Here is a 19,646-nt window from a genome sequence, read left to right as displayed (position 1 = left end):
GGGAACCATCGTGGGCAACCCCCTGAAAGCCATGCCCGGCGTCTCTGGGCCTCTGGACCTTACGACGGCCCGTCCAACCCACCAACAACGTAGGACCCCCTGACCGGCTGCCCTCACGCCCTCGGTCTCGATGAAGGGACCGGGGGCGGCACCGTGTGCCGGTGTCAGGTGCGGACGACGAGTTTGCCGACGTGGCGGCCGTGTTCGAGGTCGTCGTGGGCGGTGCGGATCTCGTCCAGGGCGTAGACGTGGGTGGGGCCGACGCTGCTCTCGCCGGAGGCGACGCGGTCCAGGTGGCGCTGCAGGACCTCGGCGGGGAGGTCGGCGGCTCCGCCTCCGTAGGCACTGAGGCGGACGCCGCGGGGGAGGTAGTCGATCGGGTAGAAGTCGGGCACGGTCCACTGGTTGGAGAGCATGCCGGTGAAGCAGACCGTGCCGTGGACACGGGTGGCGGCCAGGGTGTCCGGCAGGGTGGGCGTGCCGACCAGTTCGAGGGCGGCGTCGACGCCCTCCGGGAACAGGGCGCGGACCTGCGCGGCGACGGCGCCGTCGTCGACCAGCGGGTGGTCCACGCCGTGGTCGGCCAGCGCCTTGAGGCGGTCGGCGCTGCGGGTGGTGGCCAGGACGGTCGCGCCGGTCTCCTTGGCCAGCGTGGTCGCCACCAGGCCGAGCGCGGAGGTGCCGCCGCGGATCAGCAGGGACTGGCCCGGGCGCAGGTCCAGTCCGACGGTGAGCGAGCCGTACGCGGTCTGCAGGGTCTCCGGGACGGCACCGACCACCTCCCAGGGCAGGTCGGAGCGGAACGGGACGACCTGGCTGCGGGGTACGACGGTGTACTCGGCGTAGCCGCCGTCGAAGGTGCGGCCCATGCCGCCCATCAGGGCGGCCACCTGCTGGCCCGGCGTCAGGACGCCGTCCGGGTCGAGGTCGACGGTGCCGGTCGCCTCGATGCCGGGGATCCGGGGGAAGGTGACGCCGTCGGCGAGGCCGAGCCGGGTGTGCAGCTCGGAGCGGTTCAGGCCGAACGCCTCGACCTTGATCCGCACCCAGCCGGCGGGCGGCTCCGGGACCGGTCGCTCGACCAGCCGCAGTCGCTCCACCGTGCCGGGGCCGTCGAGGACGACCGCTCGCATGGTGTCGTTCATCTGTTCCTCCAGGGTCAGCCTGTGGGGTGGAAATGGCGTAGCTCCGCGGCGTCGGGGGCGAGGTCGGCTATGACGGCGCCGAAGACCGCGCTGATCGCGCGTGCCTGGCCGGGGTCGGCGTGGGCTGCGAAGTGCGCCCGGACACCGGCCGCGTGGACCGGCCAGGCCGCTTCCAGCGCGGCCAGCCCCTGGCCGGTCAGGACGGCGTACCAGGACCGGCGGTCGGTGCTGTTGTGCTCTCGGGTGACCAGGGAGCGGCGTTCGAGTGAGTCGACGAGCCGGGTCAGGCCGCTGCGGCTGTAGACCATGGCGCGGGCGAGGTCGGCCATCGGCAGCCGCCGCCGCGGGGCTTCGGAGAGCTGGACCAGCACGTCGTAGTCGATCAGCGCCATGCCCGCGTGCGCGCGGAGGTCGGCGTCGAGCCGCGCCACCAGGAGGGCGTGGCCTTTGAGGACGGCGCGCCAGGCGTGTTCGCTCGCCGTGTCCAGCGTTTCTTCTGCCATGCGGGAATGGTACGCCGCACTATGATTGTTCCTGCAATCATCGGCACAAGAACCACATGCCGCGAGGAAAGGGTTGGGACGATGAGTGACACCACGGCCGTCCGAGAACTACTGGACACCTACGCCAAGGCGCTGAACACCTCCGACGCCGCCCTCGCGGCCTCGCTGTACGCGCCCGACGGGGTCTTCATGCCTTACCAGGCGCCGACCGCGGCCGGCCCGCAGCAGTTGCTGGAGGCGTACCGGCAGATCTTCGAGCAGATCCAGCTCGACGTGGAGTTCACGATCGAGGACCTCACCGTCGACGGAGGCACCGCCCACGCCGTCACCGGATCGGCGGGTCGGGTCACCGTCCACGCCGACGGCAGCCGTGCCCCTGAGCGCAACCGGGAGCTGTTCGTCTTCGTCCGCACCGACGAGGGGTGGCGGATCGCGCGCTACATGTTCAACAAGACCGCCCCGGCGAGCGCCGGCTCCTGACCGCACCCGCCGCGGCGCCGTTCCGGTCCGCTCGGCGGACCGGAACGGGTCCGGCCCTGGCGGAGGGCCGTGCCGGGCACCCTCTCTGACAGTCTCGACTGAGACGCCCGGTATGTCGGGTTAGTCTGGATAGCGAGGCAGAGGAGATTCCCCCGGCATGGCCAGCACCACCAATCCCGACCCGGCACCGAAGCCGAAGCGGCGGACGTTCTCACCGGAGTACAAGCTGCGGATCGTCGCCGAGTACGACGCCGCCCCCAACGGGGAGAAGGGCGCGATCCTGCGCCGCGAGCGGCTCTACCACTCCCACATCGTCGAGTGGCGCCAAGCCCGCGACGCCGGGGCGATGGCCACGCTGACCGACCGGCGGACCTCACCGGCACGGCCGAAGAAGGCCGCCGAGCAGGCCGAGCTGGAACGCCTGCGCAAGAAGGTCGCCCGCCTGGAGAAGGACGTCGCCCAGCGCGATGCCGCCCTGGCCGTGCTGGGAAAAGCACACGCGCTCTTGGAGATGCTCTCCGAGAGCGCGGACTGAACCGCGCCGTCGAACCGGTCCTGGACGAGGCCCTCACCGGTCTGGTGCCCGAGCTGAGCACCACGGCGGCTTCCAGCCTCATCGGCCGCTCCCGAGCCACCCACTACCGCAAGCTCAACCCGCGCCCGGCCGTCGGGCGCAGGCCCCGGCCGTCCCCGGCCTCGGCGTTGAGCGCGGCCGAACGGGCAGCGGTGCTGGAGCTGTTGAACCGCACCGAGTACGTTGACCTGCCGCCGGCCCAGGTCTGGGCGCGGGAACTGGACGCCGGCGTGTATTGGTGCTCCGAGCGGACGATGTACCGCATCCTCAAGGCAGCCGGACAGTCCGGCGAGCGCCGACGCCAGGCCACCCACCCCGCCAAGACCGTCCCGCAACTGCTGGCCACCGCCCCCTGCCAGGTCCTGACCTGGGACATCACCAAACTCCGAGGCCCCAACAAGGGCGAGTGGTACCACCTTTACGCGATCATCGACATCTACAGCCGCTACATCTGCGGCTGGACCGTCGAAGCTGCCGAGGACTCGCGCCGCGCCGAGGAACTGATCCGCGAGACCATCGAACGCAACGGCATCGTGCCCGAGACCGTGCACGCCGACCGGGGCGCCTCGATGACCTCCAAGGCCGTGTCCCAGCTGCTGACCGACCTCGGCGTGACCCGCAGCCACTCCCGGCCGAAGGTCTCCAACGACAACCCGTACAGCGAAAGCCAGTTCAAGACCATCAAGTACTCGGGCGACTTTCCCGAGCACTTCAACTCCCTTGCCCAGGCACGCGAGTGGTGCGACGGCTTCTTCGCCTACTACAACCACGAGCACCGGCACAGCGGAATCGGCCTGCACACTCCCGCATCCGTCCACTTCGGCACCGCCGACCTGGTGCGCGAGCAACGGGCCATCACCCTCGCCGAGGCATACCTCCGCCACCCCGAACGGTTCGCCCGACGACCCACACCACCCGAGATACCAGCACAGGTCTGGATCAACGAACCGAAGCAGGAGACAGAACCCACTCAAGAGTCCATATAGAAGCAAACTGTCTCATTTGACTTGACAGCTTCCGCCTTGCCGCGGATGGGACGCGGGAGCGGCGCTCGCCTTCCGGGTGTCCGGGGCGCGTTCGATGTATCGTCGGCGCCAGGTGCGGGGCGTGTCCGGTGCCGGCGAGAGGCGTCCATGATCGAGCGGTCATCGGCGCACTCCGGGGCGATTCGTGACCTCTGCGTCAGTGCGGCGGTCGACCGGCGATGTGATCAGGGCGGCGGGCGAGCGCCCGGCTGCCTACTGGCAGACAGATTAGTGTGACTATAGGTTTAAAGGATTCTTCCCCCGGCCAGCGCGAACTGGAGCGGGTGGACGCCCGGGGCGGCGCGCAGTTCGAACAGCGGGCGCCAGCAGGCGGCGGGGCGGCGCCCGGCCCGGTCGTCGTCGACGGCGGCCAGGTAGCGGGCGGCGAAGACGGAGTCGAGTTCGGCCATGGTGGCCGGGTCGTCGAAGTACGCGGTGGCGAGGTGGTCGCGGACCAGCCGGGTGACGGTCAGGTACATCGCGTTGAACACGGCGACGCCGTCGCCGAGCGGGAGTCCGGCGGCCAGTTGCGTCATCCGGTCGACCACCTGGTCCACCGTCAGCACCGGTGCGGTCATGCGGGTCCTCCGAGACGGGTGGTCGGACAAGCGGATGGTGGGCTGATACGCCGTCAGCCTTCCGTCACCTTCGCAGGCGCGGCCGCCGCTGCCAAGGCGCACACGTGGCGCGGGCGGGTGGAAAACGGGGGGAGCGGGGGCGGCGGGGAGCGGGGGGCGGGGGTGGGAGCGGGGCGGGAAAAACCAGGTGCGCGGGGTGGGGCCGGTGGGGCAGCATGGGCGGCGACGGCGCTGCCGGGCGCATTTCGCGTTCCCGCCGTTCCCTGTTCCCGGAGGTTCGCGTGGTGAAGCGATATTAGAGGCGGTGCACACCGCCCTCCGGCCTGCCCCGTTCCGTGGGCGGCCGAGCCTCCCGGTCCTCCTCGGACGACCCGCTGACGTGCTGATGCGCTGACCCGCCCCCCCGGCGCGGGCCGCTGACGCGCGTCGTCGCGGGCCGTCGACACCTGCCGCGAGCCGTGGGCGGCCGCCCCTGCGCGGGCCGGCCGGCAGCCCCTGCCCGTCCGGCCCTCCTCCGAACCCCCGCACCCCTGTTCGCGCCGCGCGGCCGTGCCCCGCCGCCCGCGTGCGCCGACGCACCCCGAGAGGACGGCCATGACCGCCACCGTTTCCGACCCCAGCACCCTGTCCGGCCCCGGCGCCGTCTTCGACCGAAGTGTCGAGCAGGTCCGTGAACTGATCGAGGAGGAGGGGGAGTTGCGGGAGGGCCCGGAGCTGGGCCGGCTGCTCGGGCTGCTGGCGGAGCGCCGGGGCGCCGACCTGTCGGGCCTGCCGCCGCGCCGACAGGCCGAACTGCTCGGCGCCCGGGCCGCGCAGGTGCTGCCCGGCGGCGACCGGCTCGCCGAACTGCTCGCCGAGGGGCGGCCGCTGACCGTCAAGTTCGGCATCGACCCGACCGGCGCCGAGGTGCACCTCGGGCACGCCGTGCCGATGGTCCTGGCCAGCCGCCTGCAGCGGATGGGCCACCGGGTGGTGTTCCTGGTCGGCGACGTCACCGCCCGGATCGGCGACCCCTCCGGCCGCAGCGCCGAGCGTCCGCCGCTCACCGCGGACGACGTGCGGCGCAACGTCGCCACCTACCGGCAGCAGGTCGGGCCGTTCTTCGACTTCTCCCGGGCGGAGTTCCGGTTCAACAGCGAGTGGCTGGAGCCGATGACGCTGCCCCGCTTCCTGGAGGTGCTGGCGCAGCTGCCCGCCTCCGCCGCGCTGCAGCGCGAGGACTTCCGCACCCGGCTCGCCGAGGGCAGCGGGCTGACGCTCGCCGAACTCGTCTACTCCGTGGTGATGGCGCTGGACTCGGTCGAACTGGCCGCCGACGTCGAGATCGGCGGCCTCGACCAGCTGCTCAACCTGCAGATGTGCCGCCGGGTGATGGGCGCGGCCGGGCAGCAGCCCGAAGTGGTGCTGGCCACCGGCCTGATCGAGGGCACCGACGGCACCGGCGCCAAGATGAGCAAGTCGAGGAACAACTACGTCGGACTGGGCTTCCCCGCCGAGGAGATGTTCGGCCGGCTGATGTCCTGCGCGGACCGGCTGCTGCCCGAGTACCTCCGCGCCCTCACCGAACTCCTCGACGAGGAGGTCGAGTCGCTGCTCGCCCAGACCGAGGACGGGCGCCGGCACCCGATGGCCGTCAAGACCCTGCTGGCCGCCGCCGTCACCGCCGCCGTGCACGGGGAGCGGGCCGCGCTCGCGGCGCGGGACGCCTTCCGGGCGCGGTACTCGGTGCGCCGCTACTCCCAGGCGGGGCCGCTGCCCTCCGTCGACCCGGGCGCGCACGGCGCGACGACGCTCGGCGAACTGCTGGTGCGGGTCAGCGGCGAACTGCCCGGCCTCAACCAGGTCCGCCGGGTCGCCGGGGCGGGCGGCCTCAAGCTCGTCGTCGAACACACCGACGGCACCGGGCGGACCGTCCCGCTCGGTCGGGCGGACGTCGACGAGCGGCTCCGGGTGGTCCTGGGCGCGCACGGCCTGGCCGACCCGCGGGCGACCCGCCGGGTGTTCCTGCGCTGCGGGCGGAAGGTGCTGGAGCTGACCTGAGGAGCGGTCTTCCCGGGGCCGTCCGTTCGGGGGCCGTCGGGGTGGTAAGTGGCCTATCCTTGGCGCGATTTGGCACATGATCAATAGGAGTGGGGGGCGATGACCGCGACCGTCGTGGTGCGTGCGCAGCAGCCGGGGATCGGCCGGGCGGGGACGTTCGGCGTGGTCGTCGACGGCGTCAGGGTCGGCTGGGTCAGGCAGGGGGAGAGTGCCCGGTTCCCGGTGGCGCCCGGCCCCCACGCGGTGCGGATCACCGCGAGGGACCGCACCGGCTCCAACACGGTGACGGCGGCGGCGACCGAGGGCCGGGAGGTCCGGGTCACGGCCCGGGGGACGGGGCTCGGCATCGCGCTGCTGCTGCCGCTCCTGGGCGGGATCGCGGTTCCCCCGGTCTACGTGGTGGCGACGATCGTCCTGCTCGCGGTGGTGTTCCGCACCGTCCCCGGCCTGATGTTCCGGGTGCGGGTCGATGACGCCCCCGAGCCCCGGAGCACGGCGGCCCCGCGGGTCGCCGCGGAGGAGGCCGAGGGGGCGGGTCTGTGGTGGGAGTCCGATCCCGCGCTCGCCAAGCGGTTCCGGAAGGCGTCCGGCTCCTGACGCCCGGTGGGCGGCCACGGTCCGGTGGCGGCGTCAGCCGGCGGCCATCCGCAGGACCACCGGCAGCGGGAGGGCGGGGTTGCGGGCCGCGTCCGCGGCGCTGCCGGGGGCGCGGAGCAGGGTGACGGTCGCGGCCGACGGCAGGGGCGGGTCTCCGGCGGCGCGGGCCCGGACCGCCGGGTCGGGGTCGGCGGCGAGGCGCACGGCCAGCGCGGCCAGCGCGGTCGGCGCGCCGGGGTCGTCCAGGGCGAGCAGCCGGTACCGCGGCCGCGGGTCGTCGGTGTAGCGGCGCAGGCCCGCGCGGGGGAAGTCGGGGTGGCCGCGGGGCCGGTCGGGGAAGGTGAAGCTGCCCGACCACCAGCCCCACACGTCGAGCGGGGTCTCGGCAGGGGCGTCCGCGCAGGACTCGGTGAGGAACGGCCGCACCACCCGGTCCTCGTCCCGGCCGAGCCGGGTGGCGACGTCGGCGGCCAGTCGGGGGCGCGGGCCACGCTGCGGCGGACCCGTGGGTTCGGGTGGGCGGCCAACTCCGCATCGCGTCCGGGGCGTCGAACAGCGCGCCGACCCACCAGAGGGCGTACGTCCGGTCCTCGGCGGGGACGCCAGGGACGGCGTCGGCCGGTTCGGCGATCTCCGCCGACGTCCGGGGCGGCACCGCGCCCGGCCCGGACGGGCGTTCCACCCCCACTCCGGTGCGCTGCCCGGGGCGGGCGGCACCGTCGTCCCGCAGTTCGCGCAGCAGCGTGAGCAGAGCTCCGTCCGGGCGGGCGGGGCTCAGGCGAGGTGCAGGGTGATCGGGTTGGTGAGGGCGGCCATCGGGCCCCAGGGGAGGTCGGGGCCCATGGAGTTGCCCTTGCCGGGGGTGCCGTCCGGCCGGGGGCGGCGGACTTCGGCGCGGACGTAGCCGGCCAGCGAGGCGGTGGTGCGCCAGCGGACGGTGGCGGGGGCGCCGTCGGCGGGGAGGGTCTCCTGGTGCAGCTGGCCCTCGTCGGTGAGCAGGCGGGCGGTGCCGCCGGGGACGCCGGAGACGGTGAGTTCGACGTCGACGGGGGCGTCGGCGGGGACGGTCAGGCGCTCGCCGATGCCGGCCCGGCGGCCGTGGCCGGTGGCGGCGAACTCCAGCTGCACGGCGGCGGACTCGGCCAGCCAGCTGCGCCCGGCGCGCAGGCCGTCCAGGATCGCGGGGCGGCTGAGGTCGTCGGCGAGGACGACGTTGTGCGGGCTGCCGATCGGCTGCGGGTCGCTGTGGGCGTCGCTGTTGCCCATCGCGGGCAGCCAGTCGCGGCCCTCGCGCAGGGCGGCGGCGAGCTGGGCGTCCCAGGTGTCGACGGCGGACTCGTCGTCGTACGTCCAGGGGCCGTTCCACACCTCGACGGCGTCGGCGTCCTGGTAGCCGAACTTCCACTGGCAGGCCACGTACGGGCAGTAGGGGTGGGCGGGGACGACCAGGCCGCCGCTGCGCCGGACCTGGCGGGCGAAGCGGGGGAACTGCCCGTCGCGGGAGCGGTAGCGCCAGTCGACGAACTGGCCGGGGTCGAGGCCGAGGGCCAGCCAGTGGCCGTTGCGGGTGGTGATCTCCTCGCCGGGGACGATCAGCAGGTCGTCCCCGGCGAGCGGGCCCCAGGCGCCGTGCGAGGAACTGGTGTTGTGGTCGGTGGAGACGATGAAGTCGAGCCCGGCGGCCCGGGCGCCCGCGGCGACCTCCGCGGGCAGCCGGCGCCCGTCCGAGTGCACGGTGTGCAGGTGGCAGTCGCCCCGGTACCAGGCGCGGCCGCGGCCGCGGGCGCGTTCGGCCGGATAGTGCGGGGCGAAGGCCGGGCCGGGGGCGCCGAAGCGGAGGGTGACCTGCACCGAGTAGGTCAGGCCCTGCGGGGCGACCTGGTAGGGGCCGAGCACCACGTGCCAGGTGCCGGGGTCGACCGGGCCGGGCAGGTAGCCGGGGGTGGCGGCGGTCGCGGAGATGCTGAAGGAGCTGCGGAAGCCGCCGGACCAGCCGCGGAAGCCCCGGCCGCCGAGGTCGGTGCCGCGCTGGTCGAAGATGCCGATGTCGCAGGAGTTGCCCGGGGTGCCGGCCGGGACGGCGGGCCGGTCGTAGCCGTAGGAGACCGCTATCTCCCGCACCCCGCGCGGGACCTCCACCGGGAGGTAGACGAAGTCGGGCGCGCCGGTGGGCAGTTCGCCGGTCAGGGTGATCACCCGGTCGGCCGGGGTGGCGGTCGGGGAAGGGGCGGCGGCGGCCGGGGCGGGGGAGGCCAGGCCGGTGGCGGCCGCGGCGCCGGTGGCGAGGCCGGTGCGCAGCAGGGTGCGGCGGCCGGGCACGGCGGACGGGTCGGACGGGTCGGTGGGCATCGGGGCGGGCCTCCGGGCGGCGTGGGCGGGCGGGTCCACCGCGGTCCCTACCCGGCGGGGTGAACCGGGGGTGAGTCGGGGGTGTGTCGGGGCCCACGGGTGTGCGGAGGGTCCGTGAAGGCGGGGTGGGAGAACGTCGGCCTAGCACCATCGGTCGGGAACGGTCGGAAGTTTGCCGGGACTGCCGCTCTTCCGGGTGAATCCGACGCGCGGGACTACTGCGGGGGCGCGTGGTGAGACAAGCCTATGAGTCGGGCGCGAGCCGGTGGATCCGTTCCGCCGGGCCCCGCACGGCGCCCCCGAGCAGGGCAACTCTCCTGGGGGACAAGAACTCTGACGGACCGTCAGAGCGATCGTGCACCGGCTATGCTGCTTCGCGCCCCGGGCCCCGCCGCACCGCCCGGCCCCGCCCGCCACCCGTCCCCCCGAGCGTATGAGGATGCTGATGCTTCGAGCCGGATCGTCACCAGACGGATCGTCTGCAGGAGGGCGGCTACCCGCGGCCGTGCTCGTCGGCCTGCTGCCCGCGGTGGTGATCGGCGCGGCCGTCGGGCTCGCCGCCGCCGCGGCCCCGGGCGCGGCGACCTCGGGGACCATCTGGTGCGGCCTGGTGGGCGCCGCGGCCGTGGCGGTGGCGGGCTTCGAGGCGGTGCGCCGGGGCCGCGCACTGGAGTGGGCCCGCGAGGAGGCCGCCCGGCAGGACGCCGAGCACCGCCACCGGCTGGCCCGGCAGCAGGCCGGCATGCTCGAACTCGCCAAGAACGACCTCCCGCAGGCCGTCGCCCGGATGCAGGGCGGCGAGTTCATCACCGACGTGCTCCGCTCCTACGAGCAGCAGCACGTCCACGACGCCGGCGACGAGTTCCACGACTTCCGGCACGCCGTGCTGCGCGCCGTCCTGGACGCCGTCGACAACGAGGAGGCGATGCGCGAGTCCGCGCAGCGCGCCTTCGTCAACATCGCCCGCCGGGTGCAGGCCATCGTCCACCGGCAGGCCATCGACCTGCGCAAGATGGAGGACAGGCACGGCGACGACCCCGCGGTCTTCGACGACCTGCTGGTGATCGACCACGGCAACGCCCTGATCGGCCGCCTCGCCGACTCCATCGCCGTGCTCGGCGGCGCCCGCCCCGGCCGCCAGTGGAACAACCCCGTCCCGCTGTACAGCGTGCTGCGCGGCGGCATGTCCCGGATCCTCGACTTCCGCCGGGTCGAACTGCACCCGGTCTCCGAGGTCGCCGTGGTCGGCCCGGCCGTCGAACCGCTGATCCACGCGCTCGCCGAACTCCTCGACAACGCCACCCGCTACTCGCCGCCGCAGACCAGCGTCCACCTCACCGCCGTCGAGGTGCAGACCGGCATCGCGATCGAGATCGAGGACGGCGGCCTCAGCCTCGGCGAGGAGGGCCGGGCCCGGGCCGAGCGGATGCTCGCCGAGGCCGAGTCCGGCATCGACCTGAACGGCCTCGGCGAGGCCCCCCGGCTCGGCCTGGCCGTGGTCGGCCGGCTCGCCCGCGCGTACGGCTTCCAGGTCTCGCTGCGCCCGTCCGCGTACGGCGGCGTGCGCGCCGTGCTGATCGTGCCGGACGTCTACATCACCACCGCGCCCGCGCCCAGCCGCGCGCACGGCATCGGCCGGATCGCCACCACCACCCCGCTGGCCTTCCCCTCCCACCCCGGGCAGCCCGACAGCGAGGCGTACCCGGCGGCGGTCGGCGCCGAGTACGCGGACACCCCGCCGCGCCCCCGCCCCGCCGCCGCGACCCACACCCCCGCCGGGGGCTTCGCGGCCACCGCGGCCTTCCCGCGCGCCGTGCCCAACCCCGCGCCCGCGCCGGTCGCGGCGCCGTCCGCCGGGTTCGGCCTCGCCGCCGTCCCGGACCAGGACGAGGTCCCGGTGGTCCTGGAGCGCGCCGCGAACGGCCTGCCCCAGCGGCGCCGGCACGCCGCCCCGTCCCGCTTCGGCGGGGCCGCCCCCCGCGCCCCGCAGCCGGCCCCGGCGCAGAGCCCGCCCCCGGCCCCGGCGCAGAGCCCGCTCCCGGCCCCGGTGGCGCAGACCGCCCCGGTGCCGCAGACACCCGCCCCCGAGCCGGTCCAACCCGGCCTGTGGCTGGCCGCCTTCACCAACGGCGTCAACGGCACCGCGCCGCCCGCCGGACCCGGCGGCCCCGGCCACGCCAGTGACGAATCAGCAGGGAAAGGCGACAAGTGATTCAGCAACGGACCAACATGGACTGGATGCTCAGGGACCTCGCGGAGACCGTCCCGTGCATCCGGCACGTCATCGTCCTGTCGGCCGACGGCCTGCGGCTGGCCCAGCACGGCACCGACCCCGACACCGCGGACCGGCTGGCCGCCGCCTGCGCCGGACTGCAGAGCCTGGCCAACGCGGTCGGCCACGAGTTCCCGGGCGGCGACGGGCGGATGCGGCTGGTGGTGATCGAGGTCGGCGGCGGGTTCTTCTACCTGATGGCGGCCGGCTCCCGGGCCTACCTGGCGGTCCTCGCCGACGAGGGCGTGGACGCCGGGCTGGTCGGCCAGCGGATGCGCGACCTGGTCGCCCGGATCGGCGAGCACCTGACCACCCCCGTCCGCGGCAGCGAGCAGATCGCGTGATCCGCACCGCCGCCGGACGGACCGGCCGCCGGGCCGCGTCACCGGCCGCGGGCGCCCGGCCCGCGGCGGCAGCAACAGCGGCGGCCGCAGCAAGAACAGCGGCGGTAGCAGCGACGACAGCGGCGGCCGTGGCGACAGCGGCCACGGGGCCGACCGGAACGACCGGGAGGGTCGGGCCGACCGGCCCCGCCGGAACACCGCCGACGGGCCGACCGGCCGCCGGCCACACCGAGGTGCGGGGATGAGCAACCAGGACTGGGCGGACGCCAACCCGGAGCGGCTGTACGTGATCAGCGGGGGGCGCGACCGCAAGTCCGCCACCGCCGGGTTCGACCTGGTCACGCTGGTCGTCGCCCGCGCCCGGCCCGAACCCACCATGCAGCCCGAGCACGCCGCGATCCTGCGGATCTGCTCCTCCCCGCTGTCGGTCGCCGAGATCTCCGCGTACCTGCGGCTGCCGAACAGCCTGGTCACCGTCCTGCTCGCGGACCTGCTCGCCGAACGCCGGATCGAGGTCCGCGCCCCCGTCCCGCCGGCCGCCCTTCCCGACCTTTCCCTGCTGGAGGCAGTGATCCATGGACTTCAACGGCTCTGAGCCGCGCGGGCCGCGCGAGGCCGAGCTGCTCCCGGCGACCGTGGCCACCGCCGTCAAGGTCGTCATCGTCGGCGGCTTCGGGGTCGGCAAGACCACCCTGGTCGGCGCGGTCAGCGAGATCCGCCCGCTGACCACCGAGGAGACCATGACCGAGGCCGGCGTCGGCATCGACGACCTGGCCGGGGTGGAGCGCAAGAGCTCCACCACCGTCGCGATGGACTTCGGCCGGATCACCATCAGCGACGAACTGGTGCTGTACGTCTTCGGCACGCCCGGCCAGGAGCGCTTCTGGTTCCTCTGGAACGGCCTGTTCGAGGGCGCGCTCGGTGCGGTCGTGCTGGTCGACACCCGCCGCCTGGAGGTCTCCTTCGACGTGCTGGGCCGGCTGGAGGACCGCGGCGTCCCGTTCGTGGTCGCGATCAACGGCTTCCCCGAGTCGCCCGGCTACCCCGTCGACGAACTGCGCGCCGCGCTCGACCTGCCGCACCACGTGCCGATCGTCCAGTGCGACGCCCGCTCCCGGGAGTCCAGCCGGGACGTGCTGATGGCCCTGATGCGCTACCTGTACGACCTCGCCGCCCGGCCCGCGGGGACGGCCGCGGCCGCCCAGCCGGTCGGCTGACGCCCGGCCGGGCAGTCGGTCGGCCGGGCAGTCGGTCGGTCTGCGGCCGGCGGTCCACCCATTCATCCTTTTCGCACCGGAGTTGCCCCGTGACGTACGAAGAGCACGCGTACCAGGGCGGGCTCGTCCCGCCGCCCGGCTGTCCCGCCCACCGCGCCGGCGGCGGGCCGGGGGGCGGTGAACTGCTGCGGCTGTTCGGGCCGGAGGCCGAGGCCGACCCGGCCGGTTTCTACGAGAAGCTGCGCGCCGAGCACGGCGAGGTGGCCCCCGTACTGCTGCACGGCGACCTGCCGGCCTGGCTGGTGCTCGGCTACTCGGCCAACCTGACCGCGATGCGCACCCCGTCCCGGTTCTCCCGCGACTCGCGGCGCTGGACCGAGTTCCGCCAGGGCCGGGTCGCCCCCGACTCGCCGGTGCTGCCGGTGATCGCCTGGCAGCCGACCTGCTCCTTCGTCGACGGCGAGGAGCACCGGCGGCTGCGCACCGCCGTCACCGACGGCCTGAACCGCTTCGACCGGCGCGGCATGCGGCGCTTCGTCACCCGCTTCTCCGACCAGCTGATCGCCGGGTTCGGCGACAGCGGCCGGGTCGACCTGGTCTCCCAGTTCGCCGAGCACCTGCCGATGCTGGTGATGACCCAACTCCTCGGCATGCCCGAGGAGTACGGCCCGCGACTGGTCGAGGCCGCCCGCGACCTGGTCAAGGGCACCGAGACGGCCGTCGCCAGCAACGAGTACGTGGTCGAGTCGCTGCGCCGCACCGTGGAGCGCAAGCGCAGCGACCCCGGGCAGGACCTGGTGACCTGGCTGATCGAGCACGAGTCCGGGCTGAACGAGGAGGAGGTGCTGGAGCACCTGCGCTCGGTGCTGCTCGCCGCCAACGAGACCACCAGCAACCTGATCTCCGAGACGCTGAAGATGGTCCTCACCGACAGCCGGTTCCGCGCCCACCTGTCCGGCGGCCAGATGACCCTGCCCGACGCCCTCGACCAAGTCCTGTGGGACTCACCGCCGTTCATGCTGGTGCCGGGCCGCTGGGCGACCGGCGACACCGAACTCGGCGGACGCGCGATCAAGGCCGGGGACATGCTGCTGCTCGGCGTCGCGGCGGGCAACGCCGACCCGGTGGTCCGGCCCGACCTGGACACCCCGCTGTTCGGCAACCGCTCGCACCTGGCGTTCGGCAGCGGCCCGCACGAGTGCCCCGGGCAGGAGATCGGCCGGGCGATCGCCGAATCCGGCATCGACATCCTGCTGACCCGGCTCCCCGACCTGCAACTCTCGGTCGAGGAGAGCGAGTTGGTGTGGCGGGGCAACTGGATGTCGCGCCACCTGACCGAGCTGCCGGCCCGGTTCACCCCGCGCTCCGAGCTGTACCCGCAGCAGGCGGCCGGGGCCGCGGGCGCGGCCGCGGGGGCCGGGACGGGGACGGTCGGGGGTGCGGGGGCGCTGGCGTCGACGCCGTCCGCCGCTCCGGCCGCTCCGGCCGCTCCGGGGGCGACCGTTCCCGGTCCGCGGTCGGCGGTCAGGCCGCCGCTGCCGCCCGCACCGCCGGTGGTGCCGCCGCAGCGGCGCGGGTGGTGGAGCACGCTGCTGGCCCGGCTGCGGGGCTGAGCGGAGGGCGGTCCGCCGGGCGGGGTCAGAACGGCCGGGGCAGGCCGCCCACCGCCATCAGGGCGAGCAGGGCCAGCGCGATCAGCAGCAGGACGGCCAGTTCGCCCCACAGCAGCCGCCGGTCGTGGCGGCGGTCCACCGGAGTCAGCTCGGCGGCCCGCCGCCGCACCGGCTCGGCGGTGTCGGCGGTGTCGGTGGTGTCGGCCGTGGTGGCGACGGGCGCGGGGGCGGCTGTGGCGGCGGCGAGGGCCGCGGCGACCACGGCGGCGTCGGTGCTGCCGGTCGGGGTGCCGGTCCCGGTGCTGGTCGGGGTGCCGGTCCCGGGGTCGGTCCCGGGCTGCTCGGGGGTCATGATCCGATCGCCACCTTCCCGGTCTTCTCGGTCTTGTCCCAGGCGAGTTCGGCGTGCCGCAGTTCGTGGAACGCGGCGGCGACCAGGCAGGCGGCGAGCAGCGAGCCGTAGCCCGCCAGGTGCAGCAGCGGCGGGGCGAGCCACCGCAGCCGGGTGCCGGTGAGCTCCTTGGCCAGCCAGGCGATCGGCATGCACAGCGCCAGCCAGGCGTACACCAGCAGCATGAGCAGGTGGCCGGTGAGCGGCCCGGCTCCCGCCAGCAGCGGCAGGAACAGCCCGGGCAGGGCGGTGACCAGCAGGATCGCGGTGGCGACCAGGCCCGGGTAGATCAGTGCCTCGCGCCAGCAGCGGCGGAAGGTGCGCGGGTCGACCAGTGCGGACATCAGGGTGAGCAGCAGGTAGCAGACCAGGTTGGTGACCCACAGCCAGTGGAACAGCGTCCAGGCCAGGCCCCCCGCGTCGGTGAGGAAGAGCAGCAGCAGGGCGCCCGAGCAGAGCGTCAGCAGCGCCGGGGTGAGCAGCAGGGTGAACCAGATCAGCCCGAACAGCCAGGAGCCGAGCCGGTGTTCGCCCTGCGCTGCGCGGCCGCGGAACCACACGTGCCGGTAGCGGCGGGTGACCTGGAGGTTGCCGCGGGCCCAGCGCAGCCGCTGCTTCCACAGGCCCGCCAGGTCGCCGGGCTCCTCGGCCAGCACGGTCGCGTAGCCGTCGAACACCACGCGGCGGCCCGCGAGTTGGGTCTCGAAGGTGGTGACGGTGTCCTCGGCGAGGGTGTCGGTGTCGATCCGCCCGCCGAGGTCCTCCAGGTTGGCCCGGCTGTGCAGCTGCGCCCCGCCGGCCAGGCAGGCGACCGCGCCGAGCACGTTCTGCGCCCGGCGGGCGGCGGCCTGCGCGGTGATGTACTCGTAACCGATGTACCTGGTAAGGTAGTTGCCCCGCCTGCCGCTGCCCTCCTTGATGTACGCGGTGACCGCGCCGACCCGCGGATCGGCCAGGTGCCGGGTCATCCGCCAGAGCGCGTCCCGGTCGAACACCACGTCCGCGTCCATGATCAGGACGGCCTCGGCCCAGTCGTCGGCGAGGACGCGGGCCAGCCCGTGGTTGAGGGTGTGCGCCTTGCCCTGGCCGCCGTGCTCGCGGCGCAGGTGCACCACCTGCCCCGGGTGGCGGCGGATCAACTCGGCCAGCACGGCCGGGGTCTCATCGGTGGAGGCGTCGTCGACCACGTGGATCCGCAGCCGGTCGGGCGGGTACTCCAGGGCGAGCAGGCCCTCGACGGAGCCGGGCAGCACGGCGGCCTCGTTCCAGGCCGGGACGAGCACGGCGGTGCGCGGCAGGTACGGCTCGCCGCGGTCCCGGTACAGGCGGCGGAAGCGCTGGAGGCCGATCAGCAGGAACTGCAGCACGGCCACCAGCAGCGGCAGCGCGCCGAGGAACACCACGAGGACGGCCAGTGCGTCCAGGAACCAGTTCATCGCCGGGGCTCCGCGAGGACGCCGCGGCGGGTGTCGCGCCGGGCGGCGGAGCGGGCTTCGGCCAGTGCGCCGGTCACCCAGGCGAAGGCGCCGACGTCCTCGGCGCGGTGCGCGTCGCTGCCCGCGGCCAGCCGGACCCCGGCGGCGGCGAGGGCGGCGGCGGTGCGCGGGGACGGGCAGTGCCACTTCTCGTTGAGCTCGACGGCCACGCCGCGGGCCCGGCAGGCCCGGGCCAGCGGGGCGAGTTCGGCCGGGTCGAGGTCGGCCTCGGCCAGGCCGCACTTGGGCAGCACGCTGAACAGGTGCGCCAGGTGCGCGGTGCGCCCGGCGGGCAGCCGGGTGACGGCCCGGGTGGTGGCGGCCAGCAGCAGGCGGCGGGCCCGGGCCGGGGTGAGCGCGCCCGCGGCGAGCCGTTCGCGGACCTGCTCCGGGTGGGCCGGGCCGTCCGGCAGCGGGAACCGGTGGTCGGCCAGCGCGACGTGCTCGACGCCGGTCAGGTCGGCGGGCAGGTCGATCCGCCCGCCGGTGTCCAGGATCTTCGCCTCCACCCCGCACACCACCCGCAGCGGCCCGCCGGTCGGGGAGGCCGGGGAGGTCCGGACGGCCGGGGAGGTCCGGACGGCCCGGACGGCGGCCGTGTACGCGGGCAGGTGGTCGGAGTCGGCGCGGACGTGGTCGGCGACCACCAGGGTGCGCAGCCCGGCCGCCCCGGCGGCCACCACCACCCGCTCCAGCGGGTCGCGGCCGTCGGAGAAGTCGGTGTGGGTGTGCAGGTCGGCGGTGATCGGCGGGAATCGACGCTCCGTCATGCCGCCACGGCCTCTTCGGCGAAGGTCTCCGTGCCGGCGGCCTCCGCGGCCCCGGCTCCCGTGCCGACGGCCTCCGTGTCGTCCGCGAGGTCGCCGAGTTCGTCCGGGCGCAGCACGACGTCCTGCCAGTGCCGGACCACGGCCACCTCGCGGTGCGCGATCCGTTCCGGCAGTTCGGCGCCCAGCAGTCCGGCCACCGCCCAGCGGGCCAGGTCGACGCCCGCGGCCCGGCTCAGCGAGAGGCCGCCCGGCGGGCGGGGGTTGACCTCCAGCAGGGCGGGCTCGCCGTGGCGGTCCTCGCGGACCTGGACGTTCAGCACGCCGCGCAGCCCGAGGGTGCGGACGGTCTCCTCGGCCAGCCGGGACAGCGCGGGGGCGGCCAGCACCCGTCCGGCGACCACGATGCCCGAGTCGGTCTTGTCCCGGGAGCGCGGCACCGCGGCGACCACCCGGCCGGTGCCGTCGGTCAGCACGTCCACCGAGTACTCGGTGCCGGGCAGCAGTTCCTGCAGCAGGTAGGAGTGGTCCCGGGGGAGCCGGGCCAGGGCGGCCGGTCCTTCCACGATCCGCACGCCCCGGGAGCCGGAGCCGGTGCGCGGCTTGGCGATCGCCGGGAAGCCGCCGGGGAAGTCCGCGCCGCCGGCCGGGCCGAGCGTCCGGGTCTCGGGCAGGCGCACCGCGCCCGCGCAGGCCCGGGCGAGGCGCCACTTGTCCAGGCAGTCGGCGACCGCCTCGGCGGGCGGCACCAGGACCCGCACCCCGGCCGCCGCGAAATCCGCCGACCTGCCTGCCAGCGGCAGGAGTTCGGCGTCCACGGTGGGCACCAGCACGTCGATCGCGTGCCGCCGGCACAGCCGCAGCAGCGCGTCCGCGAAGCCCGGGTGGGCGCCGGGCGGCAGCAGCATCCGGCGGGCGCGCGGCACCAGGTACAGGCCCGCGCCGTTCGGGTCGATGTCCGCCGCGTACGGCTCGACCGCGCCCGCCAGCGCGCGCAGGAAGCCGACGCCGGACGGGCCGCCCGCGCCCGTCACCAGCACCCGCGGCGGGCGGCCCAGGGCGGCCGCCAGGTCGGGGGAGGGGTCGGGCGCGGGCGGCGGGGTGGTCTCAGTGGGCGTGGAAGGGAGCGGCATCGCGGAGCACCTCCAGCGGTTCGGCGTAGCGGGAACGGGAGTAGCGGCCCCAGTAGCGGGCCGTCGAGCGCAGCAGGTCCTCCTCCAGGTACCAGCGGCTGGACGACTGCGAGCCGTGCGCGCGGATCGAGGCGAGCTTGGCCTCGACGTCCTGCTCGCGCAGCGGCACGAAGCGGTTGGGCCGGTAGTCGACGGTCGCGGACGGCGACTGGTAGCAGAACACCCGGGGCACCTGGCGGCAGGCCACCCGGGTGGCCCGGTGCACCGCCCGGTGGTCCTGGTGGGTGTCGTGGTCGGAGTGCACCAGCACGAGGTCCGGCGCGGCCTCGGCGACCGTGCGCTCGATCACCCGCACCGTCGCGCTGTCGTCGCTGATCGACCCGTCCGGCAGGTCCTCCAGCACCAGCCGGGCGCCCATCGACTCGGCCGCCCGGTGCGCCTCGCGGCGCCGCTGCTCCGGGTCGCCGCCGTTCGCGCCGGGGGAGAGGGTCAGCACCGTGATGTCCCAGCCGTCGTCGGCCCGGCGGTGCAGGGTGCCGCCCACGGCGATCTCCACGTCGTCGGGGTGGGCACCGACCACCAGCATGCCGACCCGCTCCGGGCCCGCGGCGGCGGTGGCCGCCCGCGGCACCTGCCGCGGGCGGGCGAGGGCGTGCGCGGCGGAACTCACCAGGGCGTCCGGGTCGTGCCGGGCGACCAGGTCGGCGGCCCGGCCGCGCAGCGCGGCGACGGCGCGGGCGGCGTCCGGCCGGTCCTCGGTGACGATCACCGGGGCGGCCGGGTGGTGCGCGTGCCAGTCCTCCAGGAACTCGGTCAGCCCGTCCCCGGCGAGGGCGCTGTCGCACACCGCCAGGTCCCAGCCCCGGCCGGCCTGCCCGGCGGCGCGGAACTCGCGCGGCGAGGCGGCGGTGCGCACGTGCGCGGCGCCGTGGGTGCGCAGGACCTCGGCGGTGGCCGCCGCGGCGGCGGCGTCCCGGTCCGCGACCAGCAGACGGGCCCCGGCGAGCAGGGCCCCGGGGTCAGGGGCGGAGGGGCGCTGGTCGTCGCCCGTCCCCCTGTCGGATGCTTGGAACATACAACCGATCCTGCTCCGGTCGCGGGGGCGGCGACCACGGTCCGGAGACCCGGATCAAGTGGCTTTGG

At 75.0% G+C, this 19,646-nt stretch carries 20 protein-coding genes; 10 read left to right on the top strand and 10 right to left on the bottom strand.

What is annotated here, in order from left to right; genetic code table 11:
• Window positions 1-164 precede the first annotated feature (164 nt).
• Complete coding sequence (locus tag ABD345_RS10345; protein ID WP_344551659.1) at window positions 165-1,145, bottom strand: zinc-binding alcohol dehydrogenase family protein; 981 nt, start codon at window positions 1,143-1,145, stop codon at window positions 165-167.
• A gap of 14 nt (window positions 1,146-1,159) precedes the next feature.
• Window positions 1,160-1,648 carry a MarR family winged helix-turn-helix transcriptional regulator gene (locus ABD345_RS10340; protein WP_344551658.1) on the bottom strand — a complete coding sequence of 163 codons (489 nt, stop codon included), beginning with the start codon at window positions 1,646-1,648 and terminating at the stop codon, window positions 1,160-1,162.
• A gap of 81 nt (window positions 1,649-1,729) precedes the next feature.
• On the opposite strand from ABD345_RS10340, the gene ABD345_RS10335 reads away from it, so the two are divergent.
• The 3 genes from ABD345_RS10335 to ABD345_RS10325 all read left to right on the top strand — a co-directional run bounded on the left by ABD345_RS10335 (window position 1,730) and on the right by ABD345_RS10325 (window position 3,688).
• Complete coding sequence (locus tag ABD345_RS10335) at window positions 1,730-2,128, top strand: YybH family protein (RefSeq protein ID WP_344551657.1); 399 nt, start codon at window positions 1,730-1,732, stop codon at window positions 2,126-2,128.
• Between the two features lie 157 nt (window positions 2,129-2,285).
• Window positions 2,286-2,663 carry a transposase gene (locus ABD345_RS10330; RefSeq protein WP_344551656.1) on the top strand — a complete coding sequence of 126 codons (378 nt, stop codon included), beginning with the start codon at window positions 2,286-2,288 and terminating at the stop codon, window positions 2,661-2,663.
• 44 nt (window positions 2,664-2,707) lie between these two features.
• A complete protein-coding gene (locus tag ABD345_RS10325) occupies window positions 2,708-3,688 on the top strand; it encodes an IS3 family transposase (protein WP_344551655.1) in 981 nt (326 codons plus the stop codon).
• Window positions 3,689-3,972: 284 nt separating this feature from the next.
• Here the strand turns inward: ABD345_RS10325 and ABD345_RS10320 are convergent, their stop codons facing one another.
• Complete coding sequence (locus tag ABD345_RS10320) at window positions 3,973-4,305, bottom strand: DUF5995 family protein (RefSeq protein ID WP_344551654.1); 333 nt, start codon at window positions 4,303-4,305, stop codon at window positions 3,973-3,975.
• A 594-nt stretch (window positions 4,306-4,899) separates the two neighbouring features.
• Between ABD345_RS10320 and tyrS the strand changes: the two genes are divergently transcribed.
• Complete coding sequence (gene tyrS / locus ABD345_RS10315) at window positions 4,900-6,345, top strand: tyrosine--tRNA ligase (RefSeq protein WP_344551653.1); 1,446 nt, start codon at window positions 4,900-4,902, stop codon at window positions 6,343-6,345.
• Window positions 6,346-6,444: 99 nt separating this feature from the next.
• Window positions 6,445-6,942, top strand: a complete 498-nt coding sequence (locus ABD345_RS10310; protein ID WP_344551652.1) for a hypothetical protein — start codon at window positions 6,445-6,447, stop codon at window positions 6,940-6,942.
• A 33-nt stretch (window positions 6,943-6,975) separates the two neighbouring features.
• Here ABD345_RS10310 and ABD345_RS10305 read toward each other — a convergent pair whose 3' ends face one another.
• Together ABD345_RS10305 and ABD345_RS10300 are read right to left on the bottom strand one after the other, a co-directional pair.
• Complete coding sequence (locus ABD345_RS10305) at window positions 6,976-7,368, bottom strand: hypothetical protein (RefSeq protein WP_344551651.1); 393 nt, start codon at window positions 7,366-7,368, stop codon at window positions 6,976-6,978.
• 348 nt (window positions 7,369-7,716) lie between these two features.
• Window positions 7,717-9,291 (bottom strand): CehA/McbA family metallohydrolase, encoded by a 1,575-nt coding sequence (locus ABD345_RS10300; protein WP_344551650.1) that lies wholly within the window; start codon window positions 9,289-9,291, stop codon window positions 7,717-7,719.
• A gap of 439 nt (window positions 9,292-9,730) precedes the next feature.
• Between ABD345_RS10300 and ABD345_RS10295 the strand changes: the two genes are divergently transcribed.
• The 5 genes from ABD345_RS10295 to ABD345_RS10275 all read left to right on the top strand — a co-directional run bounded on the left by ABD345_RS10295 (window position 9,731) and on the right by ABD345_RS10275 (window position 14,737).
• The gene (locus ABD345_RS10295) at window positions 9,731-11,503 is read left to right on the top strand and encodes a sensor histidine kinase (protein ID WP_380272344.1); all 1,773 of its coding nucleotides are present in this window, start codon (window positions 9,731-9,733) and stop codon (window positions 11,501-11,503) included.
• The gene (locus ABD345_RS10290) at window positions 11,500-11,907 is read left to right on the top strand and encodes a roadblock/LC7 domain-containing protein (RefSeq protein ID WP_344551649.1); all 408 of its coding nucleotides are present in this window, start codon (window positions 11,500-11,502) and stop codon (window positions 11,905-11,907) included. The genes ABD345_RS10295 and ABD345_RS10290 overlap by 4 nt, the downstream gene beginning before the upstream one ends.
• A gap of 241 nt (window positions 11,908-12,148) precedes the next feature.
• Complete coding sequence (locus tag ABD345_RS10285; protein WP_033256906.1) at window positions 12,149-12,502, top strand: DUF742 domain-containing protein; 354 nt, start codon at window positions 12,149-12,151, stop codon at window positions 12,500-12,502.
• Window positions 12,483-13,124, top strand: coding sequence for a GTP-binding protein (locus ABD345_RS10280; protein ID WP_344551648.1), 642 nt, complete (start codon window positions 12,483-12,485; stop codon window positions 13,122-13,124). Before ABD345_RS10285 ends, ABD345_RS10280 begins: the two co-directional genes overlap by 20 nt.
• An 89-nt stretch (window positions 13,125-13,213) precedes the next feature.
• Entirely contained in the window at window positions 13,214-14,737 is a 1,524-nt protein-coding gene (locus ABD345_RS10275) for a cytochrome P450 (protein ID WP_344551647.1), read from the top strand.
• Window positions 14,738-14,762: 25 nt separating this feature from the next.
• Here ABD345_RS10275 and ABD345_RS10270 read toward each other — a convergent pair whose 3' ends face one another.
• The 5 genes from ABD345_RS10270 to ABD345_RS10250 are packed head-to-tail and all read right to left on the bottom strand — an operon-like array spanning window position 14,763 to window position 19,578.
• A complete protein-coding gene (locus ABD345_RS10270; protein WP_344551646.1) occupies window positions 14,763-15,089 on the bottom strand; it encodes a hypothetical protein in 327 nt (108 codons plus the stop codon).
• Window positions 15,086-16,564: a glycosyltransferase family 2 protein gene (locus tag ABD345_RS10265; protein WP_344551645.1), complete on the bottom strand. Its 1,479-nt coding sequence runs from the start codon at window positions 16,562-16,564 to the stop codon at window positions 15,086-15,088. The genes ABD345_RS10270 and ABD345_RS10265 overlap by 4 nt, the downstream gene beginning before the upstream one ends.
• Window positions 16,561-17,373, bottom strand: coding sequence for a PHP domain-containing protein (locus tag ABD345_RS10260; protein WP_344551644.1), 813 nt, complete (start codon window positions 17,371-17,373; stop codon window positions 16,561-16,563). The genes ABD345_RS10265 and ABD345_RS10260 overlap by 4 nt, the downstream gene beginning before the upstream one ends.
• Window positions 17,370-18,503, bottom strand: a complete 1,134-nt coding sequence (locus ABD345_RS10255; RefSeq protein WP_344551643.1) for an ATP-grasp domain-containing protein — start codon at window positions 18,501-18,503, stop codon at window positions 17,370-17,372. Before ABD345_RS10255 ends, ABD345_RS10260 begins: the two co-directional genes overlap by 4 nt.
• A complete protein-coding gene (locus ABD345_RS10250) occupies window positions 18,478-19,578 on the bottom strand; it encodes a PIG-L family deacetylase (RefSeq protein WP_344551642.1) in 1,101 nt (366 codons plus the stop codon). Before ABD345_RS10250 ends, ABD345_RS10255 begins: the two co-directional genes overlap by 26 nt.
• Window positions 19,579-19,646 lie beyond the last annotated feature (68 nt).

The sequence above is a fragment of the Kitasatospora saccharophila genome (assembly GCF_039529925.1).
In the GTDB taxonomy this organism is placed as follows: Bacteria; Actinomycetota; Actinomycetes; order Streptomycetales; family Streptomycetaceae; genus Kitasatospora; species Kitasatospora saccharophila.
The sequence above is the reverse complement of the archived record's forward strand: the minus strand, read 5'-3'. Positions and strand labels throughout refer to the sequence as shown.